The organism is Serratia sp. GW822-FHT06D09 (assembly GCF_058799515.1).
Window position 1 is genome coordinate 628,438 of the sequence record NZ_JBXALO010000003.1, and the last position, 15,033, is coordinate 643,470.

Annotated in this window: 14 protein-coding genes; 8 read left to right on the plus strand and 6 right to left on the minus strand. The window is 55.1% G+C overall.

Annotated features, from left to right (window positions below):
• Positions 1-30: 30 nt before the first annotated feature.
• A complete protein-coding gene (znuB, locus tag AC1RKG_RS10700) occupies positions 31-816 on the minus strand; it encodes a zinc ABC transporter permease subunit ZnuB (protein ID WP_020827260.1) in 786 nt (261 codons plus the stop codon).
• Positions 813-1,571 (minus strand): zinc ABC transporter ATP-binding protein ZnuC, encoded by a 759-nt coding sequence (gene znuC, locus AC1RKG_RS10705; RefSeq protein WP_020827259.1) that lies wholly within the window; start codon positions 1,569-1,571, stop codon positions 813-815. The genes znuB and znuC overlap by 4 nt, the downstream gene beginning before the upstream one ends.
• A 78-nt stretch (positions 1,572-1,649) precedes the next feature.
• Between znuC and znuA the strand changes: the two genes are divergently transcribed.
• From znuA to lpxM, 3 genes are all read left to right on the plus strand, one after another.
• Complete coding sequence (gene znuA, locus AC1RKG_RS10710; protein WP_046373347.1) at positions 1,650-2,615, plus strand: zinc ABC transporter substrate-binding protein ZnuA; 966 nt, start codon at positions 1,650-1,652, stop codon at positions 2,613-2,615.
• Positions 2,616-2,636: 21 nt separating this feature from the next.
• Positions 2,637-3,959 carry a murein DD-endopeptidase MepM gene (gene mepM, locus AC1RKG_RS10715; RefSeq protein WP_041414635.1) on the plus strand — a complete coding sequence of 441 codons (1,323 nt, stop codon included), beginning with the start codon at positions 2,637-2,639 and terminating at the stop codon, positions 3,957-3,959.
• A gap of 149 nt (positions 3,960-4,108) precedes the next feature.
• A complete protein-coding gene (gene lpxM / locus AC1RKG_RS10720) occupies positions 4,109-5,077 on the plus strand; it encodes a lauroyl-Kdo(2)-lipid IV(A) myristoyltransferase (RefSeq protein ID WP_020827256.1) in 969 nt (322 codons plus the stop codon).
• Between the two features lie 68 nt (positions 5,078-5,145).
• Here lpxM and AC1RKG_RS10725 read toward each other — a convergent pair whose 3' ends face one another.
• The 3 genes from AC1RKG_RS10725 to AC1RKG_RS10735 form a co-directional block, all read right to left on the minus strand.
• Entirely contained in the window at positions 5,146-6,030 is an 885-nt protein-coding gene (locus tag AC1RKG_RS10725; protein WP_493182976.1) for a leucine-rich repeat domain-containing protein, read from the minus strand.
• 107 nt (positions 6,031-6,137) lie between these two features.
• Complete coding sequence (gene pyk / locus AC1RKG_RS10730) at positions 6,138-7,580, minus strand: pyruvate kinase (RefSeq protein WP_020827254.1); 1,443 nt, start codon at positions 7,578-7,580, stop codon at positions 6,138-6,140.
• A gap of 188 nt (positions 7,581-7,768) precedes the next feature.
• Positions 7,769-8,641 (minus strand): MurR/RpiR family transcriptional regulator, encoded by an 873-nt coding sequence (locus AC1RKG_RS10735; protein WP_020827253.1) that lies wholly within the window; start codon positions 8,639-8,641, stop codon positions 7,769-7,771.
• 417 nt (positions 8,642-9,058) lie between these two features.
• Between AC1RKG_RS10735 and zwf the strand changes: the two genes are divergently transcribed.
• From zwf to mdtI, 4 genes are all read left to right on the plus strand, one after another.
• On the plus strand, positions 9,059-10,534 hold the full coding sequence (gene zwf / locus AC1RKG_RS10740; RefSeq protein ID WP_020827252.1) for a glucose-6-phosphate dehydrogenase: 1,476 nt from the start codon (positions 9,059-9,061) through the stop codon (positions 10,532-10,534).
• Between the two features lie 154 nt (positions 10,535-10,688).
• Positions 10,689-11,330 (plus strand): bifunctional 4-hydroxy-2-oxoglutarate aldolase/2-dehydro-3-deoxy-phosphogluconate aldolase, encoded by a 642-nt coding sequence (locus tag AC1RKG_RS10745; protein WP_493182977.1) that lies wholly within the window; start codon positions 10,689-10,691, stop codon positions 11,328-11,330.
• A 565-nt stretch (positions 11,331-11,895) separates the two neighbouring features.
• Positions 11,896-12,264 (plus strand): multidrug/spermidine efflux SMR transporter subunit MdtJ, encoded by a 369-nt coding sequence (gene mdtJ / locus AC1RKG_RS10750; protein ID WP_046373350.1) that lies wholly within the window; start codon positions 11,896-11,898, stop codon positions 12,262-12,264.
• Positions 12,251-12,580, plus strand: a complete 330-nt coding sequence (gene mdtI / locus AC1RKG_RS10755; RefSeq protein WP_020827249.1) for a multidrug/spermidine efflux SMR transporter subunit MdtI — start codon at positions 12,251-12,253, stop codon at positions 12,578-12,580. The genes mdtJ and mdtI overlap by 14 nt, the downstream gene beginning before the upstream one ends.
• 50 nt (positions 12,581-12,630) lie before the next feature.
• On the opposite strand, the gene AC1RKG_RS10760 is transcribed toward mdtI, so the two are convergent.
• Entirely contained in the window at positions 12,631-12,975 is a 345-nt protein-coding gene (locus tag AC1RKG_RS10760; RefSeq protein ID WP_020827248.1) for a RidA family protein, read from the minus strand.
• A 133-nt stretch (positions 12,976-13,108) separates the two neighbouring features.
• On the opposite strand from AC1RKG_RS10760, the gene yoaA reads away from it, so the two are divergent.
• The gene (yoaA, locus tag AC1RKG_RS10765; protein WP_046373351.1) at positions 13,109-15,013 is read left to right on the plus strand and encodes a DNA repair helicase YoaA; all 1,905 of its coding nucleotides are present in this window, start codon (positions 13,109-13,111) and stop codon (positions 15,011-15,013) included.
• The last annotated feature ends 20 nt before the right edge of the window (positions 15,014-15,033 follow it).

Consider the following 15,033-nt stretch of genomic DNA (forward strand, 5'->3'; position numbering starts at 1 on the left):
GCGGCCCTTTTGCTATCTGCGAGAGGGAAATCAGGCTTGCTGCTTCCTGGACAAGCTCAGGACGAACAGCACCGCCGCACTCAGTACCACCGATGGGCCGGCCGGGGTATCGTAAAATGCCGAGAAGGCCAATCCACCGGTCACTGCCAGCACACCCACCAGCACCGCGTAGGCGGCCATTTGCTCAGGGGTTCGGGCGAAGCGCCGTGCGGTAGCGGCCGGAATGATCAGCAGTGAGGTGATGATCAGCGCGCCGACGAATTTCATCGCCAGACCAATGGTCAGGGCGGTAACCAGCATCAGTACGGTACGAGCACGGACCAGATTGACCCCGTCAACATGTGCCAGCTCTGGGCTGACGGTCATCGACAGCAGGTTGCGCCACTGCCACCACAGGATCAACAGTACGACGCTGACCCCAATGGCAATCATCCAGATATCGGTGAAGGTAACCGACAGCAGGTCGCCAAACAGATAGGCCATCAGGTCGACCCGCACGTTGGACATCAGCGCCACCACCACCAACCCCAGCGACAGCGCACTGTGCGCCATAATACCGAGCAGGGTGTCAACGGAAAGTTGCGGACGACGCTCCAGCCACACCAGCACCAGCGCCAGCACCAGCGTCACGGCAATCACCGCATAGAAAGGATTTACGTCCAGCAGCAGCCCGAAGGCCACGCCCAGCAAAGAGGCGTGTGCCAGGGTATCGCCAAAATAGGACATCCGGCGCCAGACCACAAAGGAGCCCAATGGACCGGCGGCGGCGGCCAATAACACCCCGGCCAGCCAGCCGGGTAATAACAGTTCGATCATGCCTCACGGCCCCCGGTTTTCTTCAACACAATTCGTCCTTGCAGGTCGTGACGGTGATTATGGTGGTGACGATAGACCGCCAATTGTTCCGCACCGCGGTTGCCGAACATGGCGATGAATTCAGGATGCATCGAGACCACTTCCGGTGCGCCGGAACAGCAGATGTGTTGGTTGAGGCACAGCACTTCATCGGTTTTCGCCATCACCAGATGCAAGTCATGGGAGACCATCAGAACCGCGCAACCCAGTTCTTTGCGCAGTTGGTCGATAAGATCGTACAGCGCCAGTTGGCCGTTGACGTCAACCCCTTGCGTTGGCTCATCCAACACCAGCAGTTGCGGTTTGTTCAGCAGCGCCCGCGCGAGCAGTACGCGCTGATTCTCGCCACCGGAGAGTTTTTGCATCGGCTGATCGAGCAGGTGCGCTGCGTGCACACGTTTCAGCGCGGGCAGAATATCGGCTTTCTTTACGCCGGGTTTCAGGCGCATAAAGCGGCTTACGGTGAGTGGCAGGGTGGCGTCAAGGTGCAGTTTTTGCGGCACGTAACCGATACGCAGGCCCGGTTCGCGTTCCAGCGTACCTTCCGTTGGCGCAACCAGCCCGAGTACCACGCGTACCAGCGTGGATTTGCCCGCGCCGTTTGGGCCGAGCAGCGTCAGAATACGGCCCGGTTGAAGGCTGAGCGAAATATTCGACAGCACCTTACGGTTACCAAAGGAGACGGAGATATTTTTTAGCGTTGTCAGTGTGGACATCTCATGATTACATTTTGCAGAACTAACCGAATGTTATAATATCACGCCTCGCTGATGAAAACGACGGGATTACTGATAATGGCACATAAAAATAAATGGCTGCAGCGCACGTTGCTGGCTAGCGCACTGATGATGGCCGGACCGCTGAGCAGCGCCTCTGCGGCGGTAGTGACATCCATTCGCCCACTGGGCTTTATCGCCTCCGCTATCGCCGATGGCGTAACGCCGACCGAGGTGCTGCTGCCGGATGGCGCCTCGCCGCACGATTTCGCCTTGCGACCTTCCGATATCCAACGCCTGCGTGCCGCCGATCTGGTGGTGTGGGTAGGCCCGGATATGGAAGCTTTTCTGACAAAATCCCTAACGCCGGTGTCGGCTAATCGTCAATTGGCCATCAGCGAACTGAGCGGAGTAAAACCGCTGTTGATGAAGGGCGAAGACGACGATCATGAGCATGAACACGACCATGATCATGCAACGGATGCGCATAATCATGCCGATCACGATGAGGGCGATGGGCACCATCATGGCGAATATAACATGCACGTTTGGCTGTCTCCGGAAGTGGCAAAAGTGACCGCGATCGCGATTCACGACAGGTTATTGGAACTTATGCCACAGAATAAGGACAAATTAGACGCAAACCTGCGCCAGTTCGAGAATCTACTGACGCAAACTGACAAAAATGTTGGTAACATGCTCAAGCCTGTGCAAGGCAAAGGATATTTTGTTTTTCATGATGCTTACGGCTATTTTGAGAAACATTTCGGTTTGAGCCCGCTGGGCCATTTCACCGTGAATCCCGAAATCCAACCTGGAGCACAGCGCTTACACCAAATTCGAACACAGTTGGTTGAGCAGAAAGCAGTCTGCGTTTTTGCTGAGCCACAATTCAGGCCGGCCGTAATCAATGCCGTTGCCAAAGGGACCAAAGTGCGTTCTGGAACGCTGGACCCGCTGGGCACCGGCATCGCACTGGGGAAAGACAGCTACGGGAACTTCCTGACTCAGCTGTCAAACCAGTACGTGAGCTGCCTGAAGTAAAGATTATGAGGATAAAATCGAGTGCAGCAGATAGTCCGAACTATCGCTCTGGCGTATAACAATCTGCCACGGCCCCACCGCGTCATGCTGGGGTCGCTGACAGTGGTTACATTGGCCGTTGCCGTCTGGCGGCCTTTTGTTTATCACCCAGAACATAACCCCATCGTTAAAAGCATTGAGTTAGAATCCAGCCAGTTACGATCCTTGCTGCCAGAAGCCAGCGAACCGATCGATCTCGACCAAGCCACCCCCGATGATGACATCCCACAGGATGAGCTGGACCAGAAGGTCGCCGGCGAGGATGGCGTGCATGAATATGTTGTTTCTACCGGTGATACGCTGGGCAGCATTCTGACCCAATACGGCATAGATATGTCGGATGTCACGCTGTTGGCATCGCAAAACCGCGATCTGCGTAATCTGAAAATTGGCCAGCAGCTGTCATGGACGGTGAACGATGCCGGCGATCTGCAGCGTTTGACCTGGGAAGTTTCCCGGCGTGAAACCCGCACCTATGACCGCGTAGGTAACAACTTCAAAGAAACCCAGGAGTCGCAGCAGGGCGAATGGCGCAACAATGTGATCAGCGGCCGTCTGAACGGCAGTTTCGTCAGCAGCGCCGGCGATGCCGGTCTGAGCCGTGCTGAAATCAATGCGGTGATCAAAGCGCTGCAGTGGCAGTTGGATTTCCGCAAACTGCGCAAAGGGGATCAGTTCTCGGTACTGATGTCCCGCGAACACTTTGACGGCAAGAGCGCACAAAGTCAGCTGCTGGGTGTGCGTATGCGCACCGGCGGCAAAGACTATTACGCCATCCGTGCCGAAGACGGTAAATTCTACGATCGTCAGGGCTCGGGCCTGGCGCGCGGCTTTATGCGTTTCCCAACCATGAAGCAGTTCCGCATCTCTTCAAACTTCAACCCACGCCGTGTGAATCCGGTCACCGGGCGCATTGCGCCGCACAAAGGCGTCGACTTCGCGATGCCGGTCGGTACTCCGGTGCTGGCGGTGGGCGACGGTGAAGTGTTGATCGCCAAACGCAGCGGTGCCGCGGGCAACTACGTGGCCATCCGCCATGGTCGCCAGTACACCACGCGTTATATGCACCTGAAAAAGCTGTTGGTTAAGCCAGGCCAGAAGGTGAAACGGGGTGATCGCATCGCGCTATCCGGTAACACCGGGCGCTCCACCGGCCCGCATCTGCACTTCGAAATGTGGACCAACCAGCAGGCGGTCAACCCGCTGACGGCGAAACTGCCGCGTTCAGAAGGGCTAAGTGGTAAAGATCGCAGCGATTATCTGGCGCAGGTGAAAGAAGTGGTGCCTCAGCTGCAGCTGGATTGATCCCTTTGCCCCGGCGCGTTACCGCGCCAGTGATTCCATCGGCCTGATTACGGGCCGATGTTGTTTTATATTGGTGCTTCGCCGTTGTGAATTGCAAAATCACCCTTTGCAATTATGATTAGCCGAACCGCTATGTTAAGAGCTTGTGCATGCAAAACGAGAAAAAATCGAACCTAGAGTTCATTCCGCAATTTCAGAAAGCCTTTTACCATCCGCGCTACTGGGGCGTTTGGCTGGGAACCGGGTTAATGGCCGGTATTTCACTGGTGCCTGCACGTCTGCGCGATCCGGTGCTCGGCGCCGTAGGTAAACTGGCCGGCAAGGTGGCAAAAGGCGCTCGACGCCGTGCGCGCATCAATCTGTTGTACTGCCTGCCTGAGCTGCCCGAAAATGAGCGTGAACATATCATCGACGAGATGTTCGCCACCGCACCGCAATCGATGATCTTGATGGCGGAGCTGGCCTGTACCCAACCTGAGAAAGTGTTGAAGCGCGTTCGCTGGCACGGTGAAGAAGTGCTGGATAAAATCCGTGAAGAAGGGCGTAACGTGATTTTCCTGGTACCACACGGGTGGGCGGTGGATGTTCCGGCGATGCTGATGGCAGCTCGTGGTCAGCCGATGGCGGCGATGTTCCATAACCAAAGCAACCCGCTGGTCGATTATCTGTGGAACACCGTACGTCGCAAGTTCGGCGGTCGCATGCACGCGCGCAATGACGGCATTAAGCCGTTTATCAGTTCTGTGCGTCAGGGGTATTGGGGCTATTATCTGCCGGACCAGGATCACGGAGCAGAACACAGCGAATTCGTGGATTTCTTTGCGACCTATAAAGCTACGCTGCCTGCTGTCGGGCGTCTGATGAAGGTCTGTCGTGCGGCCATTGTGCCGCTGTTCCCGGTCTATGACGGCAAAACCAGCATGCTCGATATCCATATACGTCCGCCGATGGACGACCTGGCGACGGCCGACGATCGCACCATTGCCCGCCGGATGAATGAAGAAGTGGAGAATCTGGTAGGTCCCAACCCGGAACAGTACACCTGGATCCTCAAGCTGCTGAAAACGCGCAAAGAAGGGGAAATCGAACCCTATTCACGCGACGATTTATACCGCTAAGCTCAGTTTTGGCGTCGAGCCAAGGGCCAGTCATCTGTGGGTGACTGGCCCTTGCTGTTTCTGGCGGTTCAAATATGCACCAGGCAACCTTGGGCAATCAGCGGCTCCAGCACGGCAGGTATTTCGGCAAAGTTGTTCCAGCGCAGATCCAACCGCTGTAACTGGGTTAACTCGGCCAGGCTGTCAGGCAGGGCGCTTAGGCGGTTAGCGCGCAGATCCAACGTGGTCAGTGCCTTAAGCTGACCAAAAGACGTCGGTAGCTGTTGCAGGCGGTTGGTTCTGAGGTTGAGGTGAGTCAGGTTGGCCAGCCGACCCAAAGTGGTTGGCAGCTGGCTGATAGCGTTATTTTCCACATCCAGCACCCTCAGCGCAGAGAGCTGGGCTATTTGCTCTGGTAGTGCAACCAGACGATTATTCATCAGGTGCAGTTCCCGCAGGGCGGTCAACTGGCCGAATGTCTCAGGCAACGAGGCAATCTGGTTATTGTAAAGCCGCAGTTCCTGCAGCGCGCCGAGTTGTACGATTGCCGTAGGCAATTCGCTCAGTTGGTTATCTGTCGCATTCAAATACCGCAGTTTATGTAACCGCCCCAGTTCGAGGGGCAGATCGCGAAAGGCGTTATCGCTGAGGTATAAATAAGTCAGTTCACGCAGCTCACCGATCCCAGCCGGTATCTGGTTGGCCTGGTTATGGCCGCAATCGAGCATGGCCAGCTGTTTCAACAGGCCTATTTCAGTTGGCAGTTCGCTGAGTTGGTTGCAAGAGATGTTCAACACCTGCAGATCGGCATGCTGCAAAATCTGCCGTGGGAATTGCCGAAGCCGATTGTTATACAGACTGATTTTTAGCAGTGAGTTGCCTTGTAGACAGGTATCGTCCAGATTTTCCAGCCCCTGACCGTCCAGATCCAGACTTTGTGCCGTGCGGTTTTGCTGTGGGTGTTGATGAAGCATCGAAGCCTCTCCGTTTGCCATGGTGGCGACAGGCGACGAGTTTAACAGGGGGAAAGGGCGGTGCGGGAAAAAATGCCGGCCGCGTTAACGGCCGGCGGCAGGACAGATTACTCGACGCGCAGAATACGGCTGGTGTTGGTGGTGCCAACGGTTTCCATCACGTCACCCTGGGTGACGATCACCAGGTCACCCGAGACCAGGAAGCCTTTATCACGCAGGCGGTTAACCGCGTCATTGGCGGCGATAACACCGTCGTTATGGCTGTCGAAGTACACCGGGGTCACGCCGCGATAGAGTGCGGTCAGGTTCAGCGTGTGTTCATGGCGCGACATGGCGAAGATAGGCAGGCCGGAGCTGATGCGTGACATCATCAGTGCGGTACGGCCGGATTCGGTCATGGCAATCAGCGCGGTAACACCTTTCAGGTGGTTGGCTGCGTACATTGAAGACATGGCGATAGCCTCTTCAATGTTGTCGAACTGTACGTCCAGGCGGTGCTTGGACACATTGATGCTTGGGATCTTCTCCGCGCCCAGGCAAACGCGCGCCATTGCGGCTACGGTTTCGGCCGGGTATTGACCCGCGGCGGTTTCGGCAGACAGCATCACGGCGTCGGTGCCGTCCAGTACGGCGTTCGCCACGTCCATTACCTCGGCGCGGGTCGGCATCGGGTTGGTGATCATCGACTCCATCATCTGGGTCGCGGTGATCACGGCACGGTTCAGGGTGCGAGCACGGCGGATCAGCTTTTTCTGGATGCCGACCAGCTCAGGATCGCCGATTTCGACGCCCAGATCGCCACGGGCAACCATCACTACGTCGGAGGCCAGAATGATGTCATCCATGGCTTCGTCGCTGCAGACGGCTTCGGCACGCTCAACCTTGGAAACGATCTTGGCGTGACAGCCAGCATCGCGCGCCAGACGGCGGGCATAGTTCAGATCTTCGCCGGTGCGCGGGAAGGAAACCGCCAGATAATCGACGCCGATTTTTGCTGCGGTGACGATATCGGCCTTGTCTTTCTCGGTAAGGGCTTCTGCGGACAGGCCGCCACCCAGTTTGTTAATGCCTTTGTTGTTGGACAGCGGGCCGCCAACGGTCACTTCGGTAAAGACTTTCATGCCCTGAACTTCGAGCACTTTCAACTGTACGCGGCCGTCGTCCAGCAGCAGTACGTCGCCCGGCACCACGTCGGCAGGCAGGCCTTTATAGTCGATACCGACCTTTTCTTTATCGCCTTCGCCCTTGGCCATGTTGGCATCGAGCAGGAATTTATCACCGATGTTAAGGAAGATTTTGCCTTCCTTAAAGGTGGAAACACGAATTTTCGGCCCTTGCAGGTCACCCAGAATAGCGACGTGACGTCCCAACTTGGCAGCGATTTCGCGCACTTTGTCGGCGCGAGCCTGATGATCTTCTGCCGTGCCGTGGGAAAAGTTTAGCCGAACTACGTTTGCGCCTGCGGCAATGATCTTTTCCAGATTATTGTCGCGGTCAGTAGCCGGACCCAGGGTGGTAACAATTTTGGTTCTTCTGAGCCGTCTGGACATGTATTACTCCGTTGACTGGTGAAGCAAATTATTGGTGTTGCGATAACGTCGGATAACGAAACCTGGAGTGAAATGTAATTTTACTACACTGATGTTTCACCTGGGTTACCCGCATGAGCGTTTTAACAGGGTACTGCCTCTAATGCCGCCGTCCAGATGATCTTGAACGACAGGTTTTTTCACATCGGTTACGAGTCGAAATTGTTGGGGATAACGACACCCTTATCAAAGCGCGATTCTTTCAACGCTTCCTTGACCCGCTTCAAGTTATCTCTGAATTTGGCCCCTCTGCGCAAGGTAAATCCGGTGGCGAGCACGTCTATGAGCGTTAATTGCGCAATTCGTGACACCATCGGCATATAAACGTCGGTATCTTCGGGAACATCAAGCAACAACGCCAGGGTTGCCTCGTGCGCCAGAGGGGTATCGCGTGAGGTGATGGCGATAACCGTGGCGTCGTTTTCACGCGCCAGCTGCGCCATTTCCACCAGGTTTTTGGTACGACCGGTGTGGGAGATTAACACCACTACGTCCCCTTCGCTGGAATTCATGCAGCCCATACGTTGCATGACGATATCGTCGAAGTAGACCACCGGGATATTAAAGCGAAAAAATTTGTTCATCGCGTCGTGAGCGACCGCCGCAGAGGCCCCCAAACCGAAGAAAGAGATTTTTTTTGCCTGGGTAAGTAGATCAACCGCACGATTGATTGCGGCAATATCCAAATTTGCCTTTACTGTATCCAGACTGGCCATCACCGATTCGAATATTTTACCGGTATAGGCATCGACGCTGTCATCTTCCTCCACGTTACGGTTTACGTACGGAGTGCCATTGGCCAGGCTTTGGGCAAGATGCAGTTTGAAATCGGGGAAGCCTTTGGTATCGAGACGGCGACAAAAACGGTTGACGGTGGGTTCGCTGACGTCTGCCATTCTGGCCAGCGTCGCGATACTGGAGTGGATGGCGGTCTGCGGGGAGGCCAGGATCACCTCAGCGACTTTCCGTTCAGATTTGCTCAGCAGCTCCAGATGACTCTGGATTTTTTCCAGCGTATTCATATAACGAGGGTCACTCATGGTTTATACCCGTCGCATTTCAAGCTACAGCGGGGTGATGGCAGTTGCTATAACTTGAAATCCATAGGGTATGTCGATTTCAATCAAAGGAGAAATCAATGCCGGTTTAATGGAAATATACTACGTGCTGGTAACCGTTGGCAGTGTCGACAGAGGGTATGCAGGCTTTTTTCATCAGAACATGACCTGTGTCTAACTTTCATAATGGTAAAAGAGCATCAAAAAAGACAGAAAATTACAGTTTTTGGCTCGGGCACCTACGTTTAGAGCCGGTAGCGCTTAACACTGCATTTTCTGGGGCTTTTTTTCTACTTTTGATCCGGGTTTACTGGCCGTAGTCAAAGAGAGTACATTAGTAATGTAAGAAAATTACAAATATCCTGCAACGAGGAGATGAACATGGCGGTAACCTCTACAGCCCAGGCGTGTGACCTGGTTATTTTCGGCGCGAAAGGCGATTTGGCGCGTCGTAAGCTGTTGCCTTCCCTGTACCAGTTAGAGAAAGCCGGTCATATCCATCCGGATACCCGCATCATCGGCGTCGGCCGTGCCGAGTGGGATAAAGAAGCCTATATCAAGGTGGTCAAGGAAGCGCTTGGCACCTTTATGAAAGAAAAACTGGATGACGAGCTCTGGGCGACGCTGAGCGCGCGCCTGGATTTCTGCAACCTGGATGTGAACGACAGCAAGAATTTTACCAAATTGGGTAAAATGCTGGACCAGAAACATCGCACCACCATTAACTACTTTGCCATGCCGCCAAGCACTTTTGGCGCGATTTGCAAAGGGTTGGGCGAAGCCAAGTTGAACCACGAGCCGGCGCGCGTGGTAATGGAAAAACCGCTGGGCACCGATCTCGCTTCTTCACGCGTGATCAACGATCAGGTCGCGGAATATTTCAACGAGAGCCAGGTTTATCGTATCGACCATTATCTCGGTAAAGAGACGGTACTGAACCTGCTGGCGCTGCGCTTCGCCAACTCGTTGTTCGCCTCCAACTGGGATAACCGCACCATCGACTCCGTACAGATCACCGTAGCGGAAGAGGTGGGTATTGAAGGGCGCTGGGGCTACTTTGACCAGGCCGGTCAGATGCGCGACATGATCCAGAACCACCTGTTGCAAATCCTGACCATGATTGCCATGTCGCCACCGGCGGATCTGACGACTGACCGTATTCGCGACGAGAAAGTGAAGGTACTGCGTTCACTGCGCCGCATCGATCAGACCAATGTACGTGAAACCACGGTGCGTGGTCAGTACACTGCCGGCTTCGTGCAGGGCAAAAAGGTGCCGGGTTATCTGGAAGAGGAAGGGGCGAATAAAAGCAGCAATACTGAAACCTTCGTCTCAATCCGCGTTGATATCGACAACTGGCAGTGGGCCGGCGTGCCATTCTACCTGCGTACCGGTAAGCGTCTGCCGACCAAATGTTCTGAAGTGGTGGTCTACTTCAAGAACCCGCCATTGAACCTGTTCAGCGATTCTTACCAGCAGTTGCCGCAGAACAAATTGACCATTCGTCTGCAGCCGGATGAAGGCATCGAAATTCAGGTGTTGAACAAGGTGCCGGGTCTGGATCACAAGCACCGTCTGCAAACCACCAAGCTGGATCTGAGTTTCTCCGAAACCTTCAACCAGGAGCATGTGGCTGACGCCTATGAGCGTCTGTTACTGGAAACCATGCGTGGCATCCAGGCGCTGTTCGTGCGCCGCGACGAAGTGGAAGAAGCCTGGAAGTGGGTTGACTCCATTATGGACGCGTGGAAAGCGGATAACGAGGCACCTAAGCCGTACCAATCCGGCACCTGGGGCCCTGTCGCTTCAGTAGCGATGATCACCCGCGACGGCCGTTCCTGGAACGAGTTCGAGTAATCACCCTGCCGGCAGCTTATCTGCCGGCATTTTTTTGCCCGCAGTACCGGGGCGCAACATCACTTGGGGTACGGCCGGACGCCTGCGCTTTAATGCGTGGGGCCCTGTGGCAGGGGCGTGCCATTGATAACCCGTAAGTAATGGAGAAGTAACGATGAAAAACTGGAAAACCAGCGCAGAACAGATCCTGACCGCAGGCCCGGTGGTTCCGGTGATAGTGATCAACACGCTGGAACATGCGGTGCCGCTGGCCAGGGCGCTGGTAGCCGGTGGTGTGCGCGTGCTGGAAGTCACATTGCGCACCGACTGCGCCATGGAGGCGATCCGCGCTATCGCGGCAGAGGTGCCGGAGGCAATTATCGGTGCCGGTACGGTGATTAACCCGCAGCAGTTGCAGGCAGTGACCGAGGCCGGCGCGCAATTCGCTATCAGCCCCGGCCTGACGGACGCGCTGCTGAAGGCCGCAACCGCAGGCACGATTCCATTGATCCCGGGTATTAGCACTGTTTCAGAGCTGATGCTGGGCATGGATCACGGGCTGCGTGAGTTCAAATTCTTCCCGGCGGAAGCCAACGGTGGCGTGAAGGCGTTGCAGGCGATCGGCGGTCCATTCCCGCAGGTGCGTTTCTGCCCGACCGGGGGCATCACGCCAAACAACTACCGTGATTACCTGGCGCTGAAAAGCGTGTTGTGTATCGGCGGTTCCTGGTTGGTTCCGGCCGATGCGTTGGAAAAGGGCGACTACGCTCGCATCACCGAACTGGCACGTACCGCGGTCAGCGGCGCTGCGGCCTAACCCGCGCCGCGTCTGGGTTTGACGATTATTTGCCCGCACCACGCTAAACGAAGGCTCAACGACGTGTTGAGCCTTTTTTTATTTTTAAATTACTTAACTTTCTTATTTTTAAACTTTTTTTTAATAGTTTTTGTGAAAACGGCGGTTTGCTTTCTTTTTTTGGCTATGGTACAACTATCGCAGTTGAAAATTTTACTTGATGAGGATATTGGGCAAATCGCACTCCGTGTAACAAGATAATGTGCGGCTGAGAATAGAGAATAATTATGATGACAACTAATGGAATTACCCTCAGAACCTCTACTTGCCAGCTTTTCCTGTCTGCCATCCTTGCCAGTGAGCATCACTGGTGCAGCGAGCTATAGCGTCTTTCTCCCTTAACCGGTGCTGGTGACAGGCTCAGTCCTCCGTCATTCCGCGTAGCCGGGCAAACTTCTTTATTACGTTTGGGTCAGTTTATCCCCAGGGATCTCTGCGTCGTCAGCGCCTCGTTGCGCCTGTCTGACGAGATAAATCGGGATAAATATGCCTTAGCGTGCGTTATTCGCCGTTTGGGAGAGAAATTATGATTTATTGGATCTTTTTAGGCTTGGCCATCGTGGCCGAAATTATCGGTACCCTGTCCATGAAATACGCCAGCGTTAGCGGCGGCATGACCGGTCATATTGTGATGTATGTGATGATCACTGCATCATACGTCATGCTGTCATTGGCGATTAAACGCGTTGCCCTTGGCGTTGCTTACGCGCTGTGGGAAGGGATCGGTATCCTGTTTATTACCTTGTTCAGCGTATTGTGGTTCGATGAGCCCATCTCGGCCTTGAAGGTGCTGGGTCTGGTGACGTTGATCGCCGGGATCTTGTTGGTGAAGTCCGGTACCCGCAAACCACGAAAACAGGCCAGCCCGCGAGGTGACAACCATGCAACAGCTTGAGTTGTACCACATTGGGTTCTTGGGACTGGCGATTGTGTTGGAAATTGTCGCCAACATCTTCCTGAAGATGTCAGACGGTTTCCGTAAAATCTGGTTAGGCCTGCTTTCATTGCTGTCGGTGCTGGGGGCGTTCAGTGCTCTGGCACAGGCGGTGAAGGGGATAGACCTGTCGGTGGCTTATGCATTGTGGGGTGGTTTCGGTATTGCCGCGACAATCGCCGCCGGCTGGATCCTGTTCGGTCAGCGCCTGAATGCCAAAGGCTGGATTGGTTTGGTGTTGTTGCTGGCAGGTATGGTGATCATCAAGCTGGCTTAAGCAGCAGATGAAAATAAAACCGCAGGCGTTATCGTCTGCGGTTTTTTCGTTTATACCGCAGCAATAATTTTGATTTCGACCTTGTACTTCGGATTCATCAATTTGGCTTGCACGGTGCAGCGTACCGGCGCGCTACCCGCAACTACCCAGGCATCCCAGGCGGCGTTCATGGCAGCAAAATCGGCATCGTCGGCCAGAAAAATGGTGGCGTCCAGCACCCGGCTTTTATCTGACCCAACGCGCGCCAGGATCACGTCAATTGCTGCCAGGGCGTTCGCGGTTTGGGCGGTAGCGTCATCATCCAGGTTTTCCGGCACGCTGGTGTAATAGACGGTGTCGTTGTGAACGACGGCTTCGGACCAACGTTTGTCTGGATCAATTCGTTCGATATTCATTCAATTATCTCCATATCATCATCGCGTTAAGGGTAACACAGCCATCGGCAGAAATGTGTGACGATAAAGTCGGTGGTAGCCACGCGGCAGGATAGGCATAATTAGCGCTGAATTACATCGGCAGAGAGATAGCGTGGCAGACGATTTCGCAACAGACGGCGCCCTGGCGCAGGCAATCAAGGGTTTCAAACCGCGTGAAGCACAGCGGCAGATGGCGGAAGCGGTCACCGAAGCCATTAATTTCAAGCAGGAACTGGTGGTCGAAGCGGGCACCGGTACCGGCAAAACCTACGCCTATCTGGTGCCGGCACTGCGGGCCGATCGCAAAGTGATTATTTCCACCGGGTCAAAAGCGTTGCAGGATCAGCTTTATGCACGCGATTTGCCCACCGTGGCCAAGGCACTGAAGTACAAAGGCAAGATGGCGCTGCTGAAAGGGCGCTCCAATTACCTGTGTCTGGAACGTCTGGAGCAACAGTCGATGGCTGGCGGCGAGTTGGCCGGGCAAACGCTGATCGATCTGGTCCATCTGCGCAAATGGTCGTCCATGACCAAAGAGGGCGACATCAGCAGTTGCAGCGACGTGGCGGAAGACAGCTTCGTTTGGCCGCTGGTGACCAGCACTAACGACAACTGCCTGGGCAGCGATTGCCCTTTGTATAAAGATTGCTTTGTGGTCAAAGCGCGTCGTCGCGCCATGGATGCCGATGTGGTGGTGGTGAACCACCATCTGTTCCTGGCCGATATGGTGGTGAAGGAGGGCGGCTTTGCCGAACTGATCCCTGAGGCCGATGTGATGATCTTCGATGAAGCGCATCAGATCCCCGATATCGCCAGCCAGTATTTCGGTAAGCAACTGACCAGTCGTCAACTGCTGGACCTGGCCAAAGACATTTCCATTGCCTATCGCACCGAAGTGCGCGATGCCGCACAGCTGCAAAAAAGCGCCGACCGCCTCAGCCAAAGCACGCAGGATTTTCGTTTGATGTTGGGAGAACCAGGGTTTCGCGGCAACCTGCGCGAGGTGCTGAGCCAGCCCAATGTACAACGCGCCTTGCTGCTGCTCGATGATGCGCTGGAGCTGTGTTATGACGTGGTCAAACTTTCCCTTGGCCGTTCGGCCTTGTTGGACGCGGCTTTTGAACGCGCTACGTTATATCGTGCACGTCTCAAACGTTTGAAAGAGGTCAATGAACCGGGGTTCAGCTATTGGTATGAGTGCAACTCGCGTCACTTTGTACTGGCATTGACGCCGCTGACGGTGGCCGATCGTTTCCGTGAGTTGCTGGATGAAAAACCGGGCAGCTGGATTTTCACCTCGGCAACGCTGTCGGTTAACGAGCAGATGGGCCACTTTACCGAGCGTCTGGGGTTGAATAAGGCCAAAACGCTGCTGCTGGCCAGCCCATTCGATTACGCCAAACAGGCCTTGCTGTGCGTACCGCGCTTTTTACCCTCACCAAACCAGCCTGGCGGCGCGCGGCAATTGGCACGCATGCTACGGCCGCTGATTGAAGCCAATAACGGCCGCTGCTTCTTCCTTTGTACTTCGCACCAGATGATGCGGGAATTGGCGGAAGAGTTCCGTGCCACCATGACCTTGCCGGTGTTGTTGCAGGGGGAAACCAGCAAGGGGCAGTTGCTGGCTCAGTTTGTCGAGGCCGGCAATGCCCTGTTGGTGGCGACCAGCAGCTTCTGGGAGGGGGTAGATGTACGCGGCGATGCATTGTCGTGCGTGATTATCGACAAACTGCCGTTTACCTCACCCGATGATCCGCTGTTGAAAGCCCGGATTGAAGACTGCCGATTACGTGGCGGCGACCCATTCAACGATGTGCAACTTCCGGACGCGGTCATTACCCTGAAACAGGGGGTTGGACGCCTGATCCGCGATACCGACGATCGCGGCGTGCTGGTGATTTGCGACAATCGGTTGGTGATGCGCCCCTATGGTGAAGTTTTCCTCAATAGCCTGCCGCCGACGCCGCGTACCCGCGATATCGCCCAGGCGATTGCCTTCCTGCAGGCAGATCGCTAGCGGATAGGCGTGACCCCAGG

What these genes read in the sequence shown, in the direction of transcription:
- znuB (WP_020827260.1), bottom strand. Translation starts at nt 816, where the DNA reads ATGATCGAACTGTTATTACCCGGCTGGCTGGCCGGGGTGTTATTGGCC.
- znuC (WP_020827259.1), bottom strand. Translation starts at nt 1,571, where the DNA reads ATGTCCACACTGACAACGCTAAAAAATATCTCCGTCTCCTTTGGTAAC.
- znuA (WP_046373347.1), top strand. Translation starts at nt 1,650, where the DNA reads ATGGCACATAAAAATAAATGGCTGCAGCGCACGTTGCTGGCTAGCGCA.
- lpxM (WP_020827256.1), top strand. Translation starts at nt 4,109, where the DNA reads ATGCAAAACGAGAAAAAATCGAACCTAGAGTTCATTCCGCAATTTCAG.
- AC1RKG_RS10725 (WP_493182976.1), bottom strand. Translation starts at nt 6,030, where the DNA reads ATGCTTCATCAACACCCACAGCAAAACCGCACGGCACAAAGTCTGGAT.
- pyk (WP_020827254.1), bottom strand. Translation starts at nt 7,580, where the DNA reads ATGTCCAGACGGCTCAGAAGAACCAAAATTGTTACCACCCTGGGTCCG.
- AC1RKG_RS10735 (WP_020827253.1), bottom strand. Translation starts at nt 8,641, where the DNA reads ATGAATACGCTGGAAAAAATCCAGAGTCATCTGGAGCTGCTGAGCAAA.
- zwf (WP_020827252.1), top strand. Translation starts at nt 9,059, where the DNA reads ATGGCGGTAACCTCTACAGCCCAGGCGTGTGACCTGGTTATTTTCGGC.
- AC1RKG_RS10745 (WP_493182977.1), top strand. Translation starts at nt 10,689, where the DNA reads ATGAAAAACTGGAAAACCAGCGCAGAACAGATCCTGACCGCAGGCCCG.
- mdtJ (WP_046373350.1), top strand. Translation starts at nt 11,896, where the DNA reads ATGATTTATTGGATCTTTTTAGGCTTGGCCATCGTGGCCGAAATTATC.
- mdtI (WP_020827249.1), top strand. Translation starts at nt 12,251, where the DNA reads ATGCAACAGCTTGAGTTGTACCACATTGGGTTCTTGGGACTGGCGATT.
- AC1RKG_RS10760 (WP_020827248.1), bottom strand. Translation starts at nt 12,975, where the DNA reads ATGAATATCGAACGAATTGATCCAGACAAACGTTGGTCCGAAGCCGTC.